At 70.4% G+C, this 13,101-nt stretch carries 13 protein-coding genes; 6 read left to right on the forward strand and 7 right to left on the reverse strand.

The genetic code is table 11. The annotated features are described in order from the left end of the window. Positions 1–2: 2 nt before the first annotated feature. Together ACG01O_RS11345 and ACG01O_RS11350 are read right to left on the reverse strand one after the other, a co-directional pair. On the reverse strand, positions 3–1,124 hold the full coding sequence (locus tag ACG01O_RS11345) for an FIST signal transduction protein (RefSeq protein ID WP_394384581.1): 1,122 nt from the start codon (positions 1,122–1,124) through the stop codon (positions 3–5). 103 nt (positions 1,125–1,227) lie between these two features. Beyond that, the gene (locus tag ACG01O_RS11350; protein WP_394384583.1) at positions 1,228–1,704 is read right to left on the reverse strand and encodes an Lrp/AsnC ligand binding domain-containing protein; all 477 of its coding nucleotides are present in this window, start codon (positions 1,702–1,704) and stop codon (positions 1,228–1,230) included. 101 nt (positions 1,705–1,805) lie between these two features. Here ACG01O_RS11350 and ACG01O_RS11355 point away from each other — a divergent pair, with 101 nt between their 5' ends. Beyond that, on the forward strand, positions 1,806–5,363 hold the full coding sequence (locus ACG01O_RS11355) for an L-glutamate gamma-semialdehyde dehydrogenase (protein ID WP_394384585.1): 3,558 nt from the start codon (positions 1,806–1,808) through the stop codon (positions 5,361–5,363). A 21-nt stretch (positions 5,364–5,384) separates the two neighbouring features. Here ACG01O_RS11355 and ACG01O_RS11360 read toward each other — a convergent pair whose 3' ends face one another. Continuing rightward, positions 5,385–6,035 (reverse strand): MSMEG_1061 family FMN-dependent PPOX-type flavoprotein, encoded by a 651-nt coding sequence (locus tag ACG01O_RS11360; protein ID WP_394384587.1) that lies wholly within the window; start codon positions 6,033–6,035, stop codon positions 5,385–5,387. Between the two features lie 277 nt (positions 6,036–6,312). Next, positions 6,313–6,720, reverse strand: coding sequence for a hypothetical protein (locus ACG01O_RS11365; protein WP_394384588.1), 408 nt, complete (start codon positions 6,718–6,720; stop codon positions 6,313–6,315). A gap of 78 nt (positions 6,721–6,798) precedes the next feature. Here ACG01O_RS11365 and ACG01O_RS11370 point away from each other — a divergent pair, with 78 nt between their 5' ends. Further along, a complete protein-coding gene (locus ACG01O_RS11370) occupies positions 6,799–6,969 on the forward strand; it encodes an oxidoreductase-like domain-containing protein (RefSeq protein ID WP_394384590.1) in 171 nt (56 codons plus the stop codon). A gap of 27 nt (positions 6,970–6,996) precedes the next feature. Here the strand turns inward: ACG01O_RS11370 and ACG01O_RS11375 are convergent, their stop codons facing one another. Continuing rightward, complete coding sequence (locus ACG01O_RS11375; protein ID WP_394384592.1) at positions 6,997–7,902, reverse strand: hypothetical protein; 906 nt, start codon at positions 7,900–7,902, stop codon at positions 6,997–6,999. A gap of 57 nt (positions 7,903–7,959) precedes the next feature. On the opposite strand from ACG01O_RS11375, the gene ACG01O_RS11380 reads away from it, so the two are divergent. From ACG01O_RS11380 to ACG01O_RS11395, 4 genes are all read left to right on the forward strand, one after another. After that, positions 7,960–8,238, forward strand: a complete 279-nt coding sequence (locus ACG01O_RS11380) for a DUF2277 domain-containing protein (protein ID WP_394384594.1) — start codon at positions 7,960–7,962, stop codon at positions 8,236–8,238. 37 nt (positions 8,239–8,275) lie between these two features. After that, positions 8,276–8,695 carry a hypothetical protein gene (locus ACG01O_RS11385; RefSeq protein WP_394384595.1) on the forward strand — a complete coding sequence of 140 codons (420 nt, stop codon included), beginning with the start codon at positions 8,276–8,278 and terminating at the stop codon, positions 8,693–8,695. Between the two features lie 41 nt (positions 8,696–8,736). Then, a complete protein-coding gene (locus ACG01O_RS11390) occupies positions 8,737–8,991 on the forward strand; it encodes a hypothetical protein (protein WP_394384597.1) in 255 nt (84 codons plus the stop codon). A 114-nt stretch (positions 8,992–9,105) separates the two neighbouring features. Continuing rightward, positions 9,106–10,977, forward strand: a complete 1,872-nt coding sequence (locus ACG01O_RS11395) for an ABC transporter ATP-binding protein (protein WP_394384599.1) — start codon at positions 9,106–9,108, stop codon at positions 10,975–10,977. Between the two features lie 22 nt (positions 10,978–10,999). Here ACG01O_RS11395 and ACG01O_RS11400 read toward each other — a convergent pair whose 3' ends face one another. Both ACG01O_RS11400 and ACG01O_RS11405 read right to left on the reverse strand, forming a co-directional pair. Then, entirely contained in the window at positions 11,000–12,505 is a 1,506-nt protein-coding gene (locus tag ACG01O_RS11400; protein WP_394384601.1) for an ATP-binding protein, read from the reverse strand. Beyond that, a complete protein-coding gene (locus ACG01O_RS11405) occupies positions 12,502–13,050 on the reverse strand; it encodes a heme NO-binding domain-containing protein (protein WP_394384602.1) in 549 nt (182 codons plus the stop codon). The genes ACG01O_RS11400 and ACG01O_RS11405 overlap by 4 nt, the downstream gene beginning before the upstream one ends. Positions 13,051–13,101: the final 51 nt, after the last annotated feature.

Below are 13,101 nucleotides of genomic sequence, written 5' to 3' on the forward strand. Positions count from 1 at the left end.
GCTCAGGCTTCGTGCAGCCGTGCGATGGTCATGGTCTGGTTGTGCAGCTTGCAGTCCAGCAGCGTGCCGGCCGGGCTGACCTCGCCGTTGGAATAGAACCCGGTGAGCGTGACGCCGGGGCCGAACACGTCGGCCACGGCTTCCACTTCTTCGTCCACCCGGTCGCCCATCACCAGCTTGCGGCCCACGCAGCTCACCAGCAGCGCCAGGCCCGGGCCTGAGCGCGGCGTGGCCGACTGTTGCGCTGCGGTGCCGGCACCGTCCACCAGCGCGTCGGTGCTGGCGTGCATCAGGCGCAGGTAGCCGTCGGGGTCGATGTCGCCGGCCAGGGTCACGCTGCCCTCGGCCTCGTTCACGCCCAGGATGGTGCGCACCAGGCCCACCTCCTGGTCGTCCTCGCCCAGCATCGCGAAGGGGAACAGCAGGCCTGAGCCCGGCAGGCCCTGCGCGTGGCTGCCCAGGTAGCGCTTGTAGATCTCCAACGCCGGTTCTCCGTCCAGTTCGTACAGCACGTTGTGCTCGGAGCGGGTCACCTTGCGGGCCGGGCCGAAGGGCGTCCAGCCGCCGTAGCAGCCGAAGTCGAACTGCAGCGCGTCGCCGTACAGGCCCACGGCCACCAGCTGGTCTTGTGACAGGCCTTCGGGCGTCAGCACCCAGGTGGCCTGGAAGCTCACATCCCCCGCCAGGCCGCCGGCAATCGGCACACCGCCCAGCACGCCCTTCATGCCCTGCAGCAGCGCGCTGCCGTTGATGCCCACGCCTTGCGACAGCAGCAGCACCGCGCGCAGCCCGTCGGCCGGCAGGCCCTGGGCCAGGCGCTCGCCCGCGGCCTGCGCGTCGGCCATGCCGGCCAGGCGCGTGACGGCGGCGCGCACCTGCACGCGGTCAAAGCTCACGGCGGTGACCACGGCGGTGTCGTCGCTCACGCCGCGGCTGGAAATCTCGCCCGCGGTGCAGCAGCCCATGCGCACCGCCGCCGGTGCGGCCTGCGCCAGCGGCGCTTGCAAGGCTTGCAGCCACCCGGGCGAGGCGAACACCAGGATCAGTTGCGCCCAGCCCCCGGCCAGAAAGCCCAGGTCGACCGACGTCGGCACCCCTCGAAACACCTGTTGTTCCACACGCATGCGCTGCCTCTCACGTTGGCGGAATGGCCGGTCGGCGCCGCTGCCGCCCGGGTCATCCGGGCATGGTGCATGAACTGGGCGACGCTGCCCACGCGGGCGGCCCTCAGAACGGCAGGGCCGTGGTGGATTTCACTTCTTCCATCACGGCGTAGGTGCGGGTTTCGCGCACGCCGGGCAGCGTCCAGATCACGCTGCCGATGAACTCGCGATAGGCGCCCATGTCGCGCACCCGGGTTTTGAGCAGGTAGTCGAACCCGCCGGCCACCAGGTGGCACTCCAGGATCTCGGGTCGGGCCTGGACGGCGCCCTTGAAGGTGTCCATCACATCCTGCACCGTGCGGTCCAGGTGCACCTCGATGAACACCAGCATCGCCACGCCCAGCTTGGCCGGGTTCAGCCGCGCCTCGTAGCCCAGGATGTAGCCCTCGCGCGTGAGCCGCTTCACCCGCTCCAGCACCGCGGTGGGCGACAGATGCACGGTCTCGGCCAGCTTGAGGTTGGAAATGCGCCCATCGGCCTGCAGCACGCGCAAGATGCGCTCGTCGATCTTGTCGAGGGAAGCGGTGGTGGCGTCAGTCATTGGGGTGCTTCATCTGGATTTAACTCGGCGAGAGCGTTGATCCTTGGAATTTAATCCAGTCTCACCGTCGATAGAGTGCGACTCCTCACCAGGAGACCCCCATGCCCACGCCTTTCATCGCCCCGCCCGAGCATCCCCGCCTGCCCGACGCCTACCGGCCTGAACACGGCGTGGTGCAAGCCCTGGCCGACCGCATGGGCGGCGCGCTGGCCTGGTCGCAGGTCATCGACATGGCCGCCCCCTGGGTGGAGCAGGTGCGCAAGAACCCCGCGCCCTTCTGGGCCATGGAATCGCTGCTGCGCGAGTACCCCATCACCAGCGCCGAGGGCCTGGCCCTGATGCGCCTGGCCGAAGCGCTGCTGCGCGTGCCCGACGCACCCACCGCCATCGCGCTGACCGCTGACCAATTGGGCCGCGCCGACTTCGACGGTGCCAGCGAGGGCAGCCCGCACAAGATGCTGGCCGCGCTGTCGGCCTCGGCCATCTCGCTGTCCAAGCGCTTCCTGCCGGGGGCAGACGACGACGGCGGCCTCTTCAAGCGCCTGGGCGCGCAGACCGTGGTGGCTGCCACCGTGCGCGCCATCCAGCTGCTGGGCCGGCAGTTCGTGCTGGGCCGCAATATCCAGGAAGCCATGGGCGAGGCCGATGATGCGCGCAAGGCCCAGAAGCAACTTCGCTTCAGCTACGACATGCTGGGCGAAGGCGCCCGCACCGAAGACGACGCGCGCCGCTACCAGGCCGCCTACGTGAAGGCCATCCAGGCCATCAGCGCCGGCCGCCGCGCCGAGAGCCCGGAAGGCTCGGACGGCATCTCCATCAAGCTCAGCGCGCTGTTCAGCCGCTACGAGGTGCTGCAGCGCGACCGCGTGTTCGCCGAGCTGCTGCCGCGCGTGTGGCAGCTGATCGAGCTGGCCGCGGCCGCCAACATCAACCTCACCATCGACGCCGAAGAGGTGGACCGCCTGGAGCTGTCGCTGGACGTGCTGGACACCCTGGCCGCCGGCATTGCGCTGCGCTACCCGCAATGGCGCGGCTTCGGCCTGGCCGTGCAGGCCTACCAGACCCGCGCGCTGGCGGTGGTGGACGAAGTGGCGGCCATCGCTCGCAAGCACGGCCTGCGCTTCATGGTGCGGCTGGTGAAGGGCGCCTACTGGGACGGCGAGATCAAGCGCGCCCAGGAACTCGGGCTGCCGCACTACCCGGTGTTCACGCACAAGCAGCACACCGACGTCTCCTACCTCGCCTGCGCCCGTGCGCTCATCCAGCACGCCGACGTCATCTACCCGCAGTTCGCCAGCCACAACGCCGGCACCATCGCGGCCATCGTGCAGATGGCCCGTGCGGCCGGCGCGGCCTTCGAGATGCAGCGCCTGCACGGCATGGGCGAAGGCGTGTACCGCGAGGTGCTGAAGGACGGCAGCATCCCCTGCCGCGTTTACGCCCCCGTGGGCGAGCACCGCGACCTCCTGGCCTACCTGGTGCGCCGCCTGCTGGAGAACGGCGCGAACTCGTCGTTCGTGCACCAACTGGCCGACCCCACCGTGCAGGTGCCCGAGTTGCTGGGCTCGCCGCTGGCCGACGTGCGCACCACCGGCGCGCTGCCCCTGCCCCCGGCGCTGTACCAAGACGGTGACAGCCGCGGCCGTGCCAACTCCACCGGCGCGGACCTCACCGCCCCTGCCCACCGCGCGCCGCTGCAAGCCGCGCTGGACACCGTGGCCGTGCAGGCCGTGCCCGAAGCCACCGCCGCCGAGGTCGACGCCGCCATGCAGCGCTTGCACGCTGGCTTTGCCGGCTGGAACGCCACGCCGGTGGCCCAGCGCGCGGCCATCCTGCGCCGCGCGGCCGATGCGCTGGACGCCCGCCTGGCCGAGTTCTGCGCGCTGCTGGTGAAGGAAGCCTTCAAGATCCAGGCCGACTGCGTGGCCGAAGTGCGCGAAGCCGTGGACTTCCTGCGTTATTACGCGGACCAAGCCGAGCTGGACGCCAGCGGCATGCAGGGCCGCGGCGTGTTCGTCTGCATCAGCCCGTGGAACTTCCCGCTGGCCATCTTTGCCGGCCAGGTGGTGGCCGCGCTGGTGGCGGGCAACACCGTGGCCGCCAAGCCGGCGGAGCAGACGCCGTTCGTGGCGCTGCAGATGGTGGCGCTGCTGCACGACAGCGGCGTGCCAGCCGACGCGCTGGCCCTGCTGCACGGCGCCGGCGAGACCGTGGGCGCGGGCCTGGTGGCCCACGAACACACGGCCGGCGTGTGCTTCACCGGCTCCACCGCCGTGGCGCAGATCATCCACAAGGCCCTGGCGGCCAAGCCCAACGCGCCGCTGCCGCTGATCGCCGAAACCGGCGGCCTGAATGCGATGGTCGTCGACTCGACGGCACTGCCCGAGCAGGTCATCGACGCCGTCGTGCAAAGCGCCTTCCGCTCGGCCGGCCAGCGCTGCTCGGCCCTGCGCCTGCTGTGCGTGCAGGCCAGCATTGCCGACGGCGTGGTGGAGATGCTCAAGGGCGCCTTGGAGCAGCTGCACGTCGGCGTGCCGGCGAAGCTTGCGACCGATGTGGGCCCCGTCATCGACGACGAAGCCCACGCCAATATCAGCCGCCACGTTGAGCGCCTCAAGCGCGAGGCGCGCCTCATTGCCGAAGCCCCGGTCGCCGAGGCCATGCCGCGCCAGATCCGCCCCGTGGCTTTTGAGCTGAAGCGCATCGCCGACCTGGGCGAAGAGATCTTCGGCCCGGTGCTGCACGTGGTGCGCTTCGAGGGTGGCGTGGATGAGGTCATCGACGAGATCAATGCGCTGGGCTACGGCCTCACGCTGGGCATCCAGACCCGCATCGACAGCCGCGCGCAGCGCCTGGCCGACGCGGCCCGCATCGGCAACGTCTACGTGAACCGCAACATCATCGGCGCCGTGGTGGGCGTGCAGCCCTTCGGCGGCGAAGGCCTGTCGGGCACCGGCCCCAAGGCCGGCGGGCCCGACTACCTGCGCCGCTTCTGCGCCGAGCCCGTGCTGGCCGCCGCCGCACCCTCGGTGACCCTGACGGGCGCGGCCCCGGCCCCCACCCTGGCGCTGGACACCGCCTGGCGCGACACCGCACTCGCCGACCGCATCGCCACGCTGCGCCGCGCGGCCGACGCGCTGGACGCGCCCACGGCCCTGGCCCTGCGCAGCCTGTTCGGCGCCGCGCAGGCCCAGCTGGCAGACGTGTCGCTGCCTGGCCCCACCGGTGAAAGCAACACGCTGCGCCACCATGCCCGCGGCGTGTTCGCGGTGCTGGGCCGTGCCGAAGCCGGCCTGGCGGCCGTGGTGAGCGCGCTGCTGGCGGGCAACACTGTGGTGTGGGTGGGCGGCGACGAGCCGGCCCGCCAGGCCCTGCTGCGCGCCGGCCTGCCTGCCCGCGCCCTGACCTTGACGCCCGAGGTGGCGCTGGGCGCCGTGCTGGCCTCCGCCCAACTGGCGGGCGTGGCCCTGGCGTCGTCGGATGCGGCCGCCGCGCGTGCGATGGCCCAGGCCCTGGCCACGCGGCCGGGCGCCATCCTGCCCCTGGTGGTGGCCGCCGGCCATGTGCGCCAGCTCTACCGCTTCACGGCCGAGCAAACGCTGACCATCAACACCGCCGCCGCCGGCGGCAACGCCGCGCTGCTGGCCGGCGTGCACTGACCGGCCGGGCCCGCGCAGGGCTCAGTAAAAGCCTTCGCGGCGGCGGTAGCGCGCGGCGCGCTCGGCGTCGTAGCCCGCCGCGTCGAAGGCCTCGCCCTGGATGGCGCGGTGCACCTCGCCGCCGGTGGGCAGCTCGGCCGGGTCGATGAAGCGGGCCGGCTCCCAGAAGTGCGAGCGCAGGAAGGCCTTGGAGCACTGCGTGTAGGCCTCCTCGATGTCGATCAGCAGGCCCAGGCGGGGCACCTTGCCTTCCAGCGCGCTGGGCGCCAGCAGGGCCGCATCGGTGGTGATGACGGCCCGGCCGTTCACGCGGAAGGTGTCGGTCGCGCCGGGAATGATGAACAGCAACCCCAGGCGCGGGTTGGCCAGCAGGTTGCGCAGCGAGTCGGCAATGCGGTTGCCGGGGCGCTCGGGCATCAGCAGCGTGCGGTCGTCCAGGATGCGCACAAACCCCGCCGGGTCGCCGCGCGGGCTCACATCGCAATGGCCCTGCGCGTCGCTGGTGGCCAGGCACACCAGGGGTGCGCGCTCGATGAACCGGCGTGTCTCGGGGTAGAGCCGGTCGGTGATCTTGGCGCAGGTCAGCGGCAGCGGTTCGCCGATGAGGGCGCGCAGGTCGGCTTCGGTCTGCACGAGGCGGTCAGTCAGCCGGTGGGTGTGGGGCGCGGTCATGGCGGGCACCAGGCGGGGAGGTGCGCGCATTGTGGGCGCCGCTTTGGCCCGGTGCGGCTCGTCACGCCGGGGCGCGGAGCGGCCTCATGTGACGACGGCGGGCTGAAAAGAAAAAGGCCCTCTGCGGGTGACTCGCACCAGAGAGGGCCAAATCCACCCAGGGGCGGTGGAGGAGACAAACGGTCATTGCAGCTATGCAATGTTGCGGTGCAGCATAGCTCAATTTTTACCAAATGGTGTGACAAAAAGGTGTCACGTCGCAACAGCGGCCATCGGGTCAGAAAAACTGCACAAGAAACGCCGCCGCGGCCGGGCTCAGCCCGACCAATTTGTTCGTCGCCTGCCGGTAGCACTTGAAGTTGAGCTCGGTCTCGGGCTGGCCGTCGTCCCAGGCGGTGAAGGGCTTGAGCTGGGCGCGGCCCAGCGGCTGCTGCGCGCGGGCCGTGACCTGCACGGTGAGGTCCACGCGCGGCGTTTGCCGGTCGCAGTCCGGCCGGCGCGGGCAGGGCGCTGTGGCCGTGACCACCCCGCGGGCCACCAGTCCGCTGCCGCCCTCGTGCTCGCTGGCGATCAGGTACACCGTGTCGCCCACCGCCACGTGCTTGCCGCCGTACATGGTTTTCTGGGCGGTGAACACCAGCACGCAGGCCTCCGGGTCGGGGATCGCGGCTTTGAGCAGGTACATGCGGGCGGCGCTTGTTGGCGGTGGGGTGTGGGGGTCTTGGGCCGTAGGGCCATCTTCGCGGCCGGACAATCCCGGGTCATGCGCGACGACCCTGACCCCATGCCCGTGCCGCCGCCCGCGCCGGACTTTGACGCCTGCTGCGGCAACGGCTGCGATCCCTGCATCTTCGACCTGCACGACCTGGCGATGGACGAGTACCGCCGGGCGCTGAGGGCGTGGCGGGAGCGGCATCCGGACGTGCCGGCCTGAGGGGCAGTCCCGGCGCCGCCGCGGTCGTCAGATGTCGTGCGTCGGGTTGCGGCCGTGCAGGGGCCGGTAGGTGGTGCCGTCGTGGCGCAGCACCCGCTGCTCGTCGATGGTGCGTCGGGTCAGTGGGGCGCCAGGGGGCTCTTGGGCCGCTTCGGTGCCGGTGAACGTCAGCACTGCATCCGGCCAACCCGTGCCGGTGGCGGCCTCGAAGCGCCAGGTGCCCTGGATGTCGAAGCAGTTGTCCGCGGTGAGCGATGCCTCAGCCGCGTCGGCCTTCTTGCCCTCCAGCCATTCGCTGCACCCCTCGACGGCGCCCGCAGCGCTCGTGGCGATGCGCTCGTTGAACAGCGGCTGCACGCCCGCTGCCGTGACGCCGAACACCTCAACCCAACTGCCGCAGAAGCCTTGCCAGCAGCTGCCGTTCTCGATCGACAGGGCTACGCGTCCGGGGGCCAGTGCCTGTTGCTTCAACTCGCCGGGGGTGCCGAAGAAACCGGTCCAGGTGAGGGCCGGCCGTGCGAAGGTTGCGAACCAGCGGCCATCGCGCCGCTCGAATCCGTAGACGCTGACACTGGCACCCGTGGCATGGCCGTCGACCGGCTCGCCGCGGCCCCCATCGAGCGGGCCGGCGACGACGAGCGCGCGGTGGTCGGCGTCCAGCGCGATCACCTGCATCGGCGACACCAGCACGCGCGAGGTTTTCTCCGGCGAACCGGGTTCGGCAGGCATGTCGACCGCGTGGGGCGCGTCGGCCTTCCAGCCGGCGAACACCTGTGCCATCAGCGCGCCGGGGCTGTCGTCCGCGGCACCCGCCGGTGCGGATGCCGCTGCGGTGTCCGAGTCCGGACCCGGCCCGGGCCCCGGCCGTTGGCAGGCCTGCAGCGTGAGCATCAGCAGCGCCAGCGCCACCCATTGAAAACCAGTGCGTCGCATGGGCCGGCACGATAGCGCAGGGCCTAGCATCGACCGCTTCACGCCCGGAGCCCCGCCATGTGCCGCAACATCCGCACCCTCTTCAACTTCGAGCCGCCGGCCACCGAGGTCGAGATTCGCGACGCGGCACTGCAGTTCGTGCGCAAGCTCAGCGGTTTCAACGTGCCCTCGCAGGCCAACGCGGCCGCGTTCGACCATGCGGTGCAGGCGATTGCGGCCGAGGCGCGCACGCTGATCGCGTCGCTCTCCACCACCGCTGCGCCCAAGAACCGCGAGGTGGAGGCGGCCAAGGCGCGAGCCCGGTCGGCCGAACGGTTCGGCGGCACGGCGGGCTGACGCACAATCGCCGCGCCATCGCTCCTTGAGTCTGCCCATGCGCCTGAAGCTCGCCCTGTTCTTCATCGCCCTCGTGCTGCTGGTGACCGCCTGGATGGCGTTTGCCTGGCGCTGGAGCTACTCCGAAGGCGAGCGCGCCGGCTGGGTGCAGAAGTTCTCGCGCAAGGGCTGGATCTGCAAGACCTGGGAGGGCGAGCAGGCGCTCGTGTCGCTGCCGGGTTCCAGCACGGTGGAGAAGTTCTACTTCACCGTGCACGACGAGGCCACAGCCGAGGCCATCAACAAGGTGATGGGCCGCCGCGTGAACCTGCACTACGAAGAGAAGGTGGGCCTGCCCACCTCGTGCTTTGGCGAGACCCGCTACTTCGTGACCGGCGTGACCCCGGTGGACGAGATCTCGCTGTCGCCCGGCGTGGTGGTGCCGGTGCCGGCGGCAGCGTCGGCGGCCAGCCGCTGAGGGTGTGCCGTCATAACGACCGCATCAACCCAAAACCCCGCATGACCACGCCAGAGCACATCCTGAGCCTGCTGGGCCGTGCCAACGCGCACGAGGCCCAAGCCGGGGCGTACTACCGGCAGGCCAAGGGGTGCCACGACGACGACCGCAGCCACTACTTTGAAAAGGAGCGGGACGAGGCCGACGCCGCGCGCGAGCTGCGGGCGACGGCCTGGGCCCTGGTGCAGGCGGACCCGACGCTCCAACCTCCCGGGGTGGTGGTGCCGGCGCCCGCCTCGCCAACAGCCGGCCGCTGATCCCGGCGGCCCCACGGTCGGGCCCCTGGGGCCTCGCGCGGGCCAGCCAGGGCGCGCCGCCTGACGCCGCGGGTAGGGCGTGTGTGGACAGCGTTGTCCGGCGACACTTGCGGCATGTCGATCTTCCAGCCGCTGACCTCGCGCTTCGAGCGCCTCGTCGACCCCTACCCCGAAACCTCCGACGCGGCCGGCAGTGCGCCGCCGTCGCGGTTCTTTCCTTTCCTGTGGCGCTGTGCCGAGGGCGTGCGCCGGCACTTGCTGACGGTGATGCTGTTCACCGCTGGCATTGCGGCTGCGGAAGCGTGGCTGTTCAGCTTGATGGCTTCGCTGGTGGACTGGTTGTCCACCCAGCAGCCGGCCGAGCTGTGGCGCCGGCCGCAGCCGGTGGTGCTGATGCTGGTGGGCGTGCTGGGCCTGAGCGTGGTGCTGGCCGGCGTGCAGGCGCTGATGAAGTACCAGGGCGTGTTCGGCAACTTCCCGATGCGGCTGCGCTGGATCTTCCACAGCCGCATGCTCAACCAGAGCCTGGCCTTCTTCGGTGACGAGTTCGCCGGCCGCATCGCCACCAAGGTGATGCAGACCGCGCTGGCGGTGCGCGACACCTGGCTCATCGTCGTGGACATCCTGGTCTACGTGTGCGTGTACTTCGGCACCATGGTGGCCATCGTGGCGGCGTTCGACGCCCGGCTGATGGCGCCGTTCGCGGTGTGGCTGGCGCTGTACCTGGTGGCGCTGCGCTTCTTCGTGCCCCGACTGGGCCGGGTGGCCCAGGCCCAGGCCGATGCGCGCAGCCTCATGACCGGCCGCATCACCGACGCGTACACCAACATCGCCACCGTCAAGCTCTTCGCCCACGGCCGGCGCGAGGCCGGCTACGCCAAGGCTGCGATGCAGGACTTCATGCTCACCGCCTACGGCCAGATGCGGCTGGTGACGGGTTTCGAGGTGGTCAACGCCACGCTGTCGGCGCTGCTCGTGGGCAGCACGGCGCTGCTGTCGCTGTGGTTGTGGAGCGAATCGGCCGTGGGCGTGGGCGCGGTGGCGGCGGCCACGGCCATGGCCATGCGCTTGAACGGCATCTCGCATTGGGTGATGTGGGAAATGGCCTCGTTGTTCGAGCACATCGGCACCGTGCAGGACGGGCTGGCCACTTTGTCCAAGCCCCAGACCATCACGGATGCAAACGGCGCCACCGAGCTGACCGTGCCGGCCGACGGCTCGGGCGGCGAGGTGCGCTTCGAGAACCTGCGCTTTGCCTACCCGAATGGCAAGGTGGTGGTGGACGGGCTGAACCTCACCATCCGCCCGGGCGAGAAGATCGGCCTGGTGGGTCGCAGCGGCGCGGGCAAGAGCACGCTGGTGAACCTGCTGCTGCGCCTGTACGACCTGCCGGCGGATGGCGGCCGCATCTGCATCGACGGCCAGGACATCGCCCGCGTGACGCAGGACAGCCTGCGCCGCCACATCGGCATGGTCACGCAAGACACTTCCTTGCTGCACCGCTCGGTGGCCGACAACATCCTCTACGGCCGCCCGGATGCGAGCGCCGAAGACCTGCAGCGCGCCGCGGTGCGGGCCCATGCCGATGAGTTCATTGCGACGCTGTCCGACCCCAAGGGCCGCACCGGCTTCGAGGCCTTCGTGGGCGAGCGGGGCGTGAAGCTGTCGGGCGGCCAGCGCCAGCGCATCGCCATCGCCCGCGTGATGCTGAAAGACGCGCCCATCCTGCTGCTGGACGAAGCCACCAGCGCGCTGGACAGCGAGGTGGAAGCCGCCATCCAGCAAAGCCTGTACACGCTGATGGAAGGCAAGACGGTGGTGGCGATTGCGCACCGGCTCTCCACCATCGCGGCCATGGACCGGCTGGTGGTGATGGACGCCGGCCGCATCGTGGAGCAGGGCACGCACGCCGAACTGCTAGCCGCCGGCGGCATCTACGCGCGGCTCTGGGCGCACCAGAGCGGCGGCTTCCTGGGTGAAGACTGAGGGCTGAGGCTGGCGGGCGCGTTCAGGGCTGGGCCGGAAACCACAGGCCCACGCACGTGCCCAGGCCCGGCGTGCTGCGCACGTCCACGCTGCCGCGGTGCAGCTTCATGATCTGCTCCACCAGCGACATGCCCAGGCCCGTGCCCAGCACGTGCCCGGACGGATCGGCGCGGTAGAAGCGCTCGAAGATGCGGGCCACCTGCTCTTCGGACATGCCGATGCCGCGGTCCTGCACCTCGATCCTCACGCCCGCCAGGCCGTCTCGATCCTCGGCCATGCAGCGGATCTCGATCGACTCGCCGTCCGGCGAGTACTTCAGCGCATTGCTGATGACATTGCCCAGCGCCTGACCCGCTTTCACGGGGTCGGCCAGCAGGGGCGGCAGTGCTGCCTGCACCTGAAGCTGCAAGCGCTCGCGTTGGGGCGAGCTGCCGTAGGCGTCCACGGCGCTGGCCAGCAGGTCGGCCAGCGCGAGGGTGTCCAGCCGCAGGTCGTCGGACTGCCGGGCCTCGATGCGGGCCATGTCCAGCACCTCGTTCAGCAGCTTCACCATCCAGGCCGCCTGCCGGTGGATGGTGTCGACGGCCGAGCGCAATTTGTCCGGCGGCAGGTTGGGCCGCATCAACAGCTCCGAGAAACCGTAGATGCTGGTCATGGGCGTGCGCAACTCATGGGCGGCGGTGGTCAGGAACTCGCTCTTCATGCGGTCCACCAGCGTCTCCTGGGTGATGTCGCGGATGAAGATCACATGCTCCTGCTGCGTGCCGGCGCGAAAGGCGATGGACAGGTGCCGGCCGTCGCGCGTGCGCAGCTCCGTGGCCTCGCCGCCGTGCTCGGCATGCCGGGCCAGCGCCCCCAGGTTCAGGCCCGCAGCGTCGGCTTCAGCGGCCAGCGCCTGCAGCCGGCGTTCCACGTCGTCAACGGTCTTCAGGGCCGGCGCGTCGGCGCTCAGGTTGAGCAGGGCGCGCAGCCGCAGGTTGGACTGTTTCAACTCGCCGGTGCTGGAGAAGTAGCCCATGCCGATGAGGGACAGCTCGCTCATCAGCTGGAGGTGGTCGGACTTCTCGCGCAGGCAGTCGGTCAGGCGCTGGGCGTCCTCCCGTGAGGCGGTGGCGGCCTGTTGCAGCATCAGCATGTCGCCGGTCGCGTCGTGGGCCGCGAAGTCGGTGAGCTGCAGCCCGCGCGCCTGCATGTCCTCGAAGCTCTGCAGCTTGGGCCGCAGCAACAACAGCACGGCGGTGTCGTCCTGCACGGAGATCTGGCCGCGAAACCCCAGGCCGCCCGGCTCCCGGTTTTCCAGCAGCAGAGCCTGGCCGTCGAAGCGCGCCCAGTCGGCCGTGCTGGCCAACGCTCTCGGGCGGCTGGGCGTCAGGTGCTGGCTCAGCAGCATGCCCGGCACCAAGCCCGGCATGACGCGCTGCAGGCCCGGCCCCGCCTCCCGCACCGTGCCGTCACGGTTGAGCTGCAGGAAGAACGGAAACGCACGGGCCAGCGCGGCGCCGCTGAGCTGGGGCGTTGTGCCGCTCACGCCAGGATCTGGACGAGAAAGCGGTCGTGCGGGGTGCTGGCGTCGCGCGGGGCGGTCAGCCGGATGTCCACGCGCTGGCCGAAGCGCTTGGCCAGCCCGGTGATGAGCCCCTCCACCATGGGCGCCAAGCCTTCGCGGGTGGACTCGTAGACCAGCGCGAAGGTCTGGGCATCCAGCTCATGCACTTCGAAGCTGGGCGGCCGGATTTCCGGCAACGAGGCCTCGATGCGGGCGTGCATCTGATTCATGCCGTGCAGAAAGCTCAGCAGGTCGCTGCCGCACATGGTGAGCATGCTGCCATAGCCTTCTTCGGCGGTGTAGAGGATCCAGTACTCCCCAAAGGCGCGCAGCACGGCATCGGGCGGCAGGCCCAGTTCCTCGCTGACGGCGCCGACGAGCCGGTAGGTCACCGCGTCGTCGTAGGTTTGCATGGCCACAAAGCCGCCGTCGGGCCACCCGGCCCGCTGGCAGACGCGCTCCCAGGCCGAGTCGCCTTTCAAAGACACCACCAGCTGTTCGATGGCGCGGTTGACGAGTCCGTACATGCGATCTCCTGATCGGCAGTCGAACCCCGAGCGTAGGCCGGCGGTGCGTCG

It is taken from the genome of Pelomonas baiyunensis (genome assembly GCF_043555935.1).
GTDB classification, from domain to species: Bacteria; Pseudomonadota; Gammaproteobacteria; order Burkholderiales; family Burkholderiaceae_C; genus Pelomonas; species Pelomonas baiyunensis.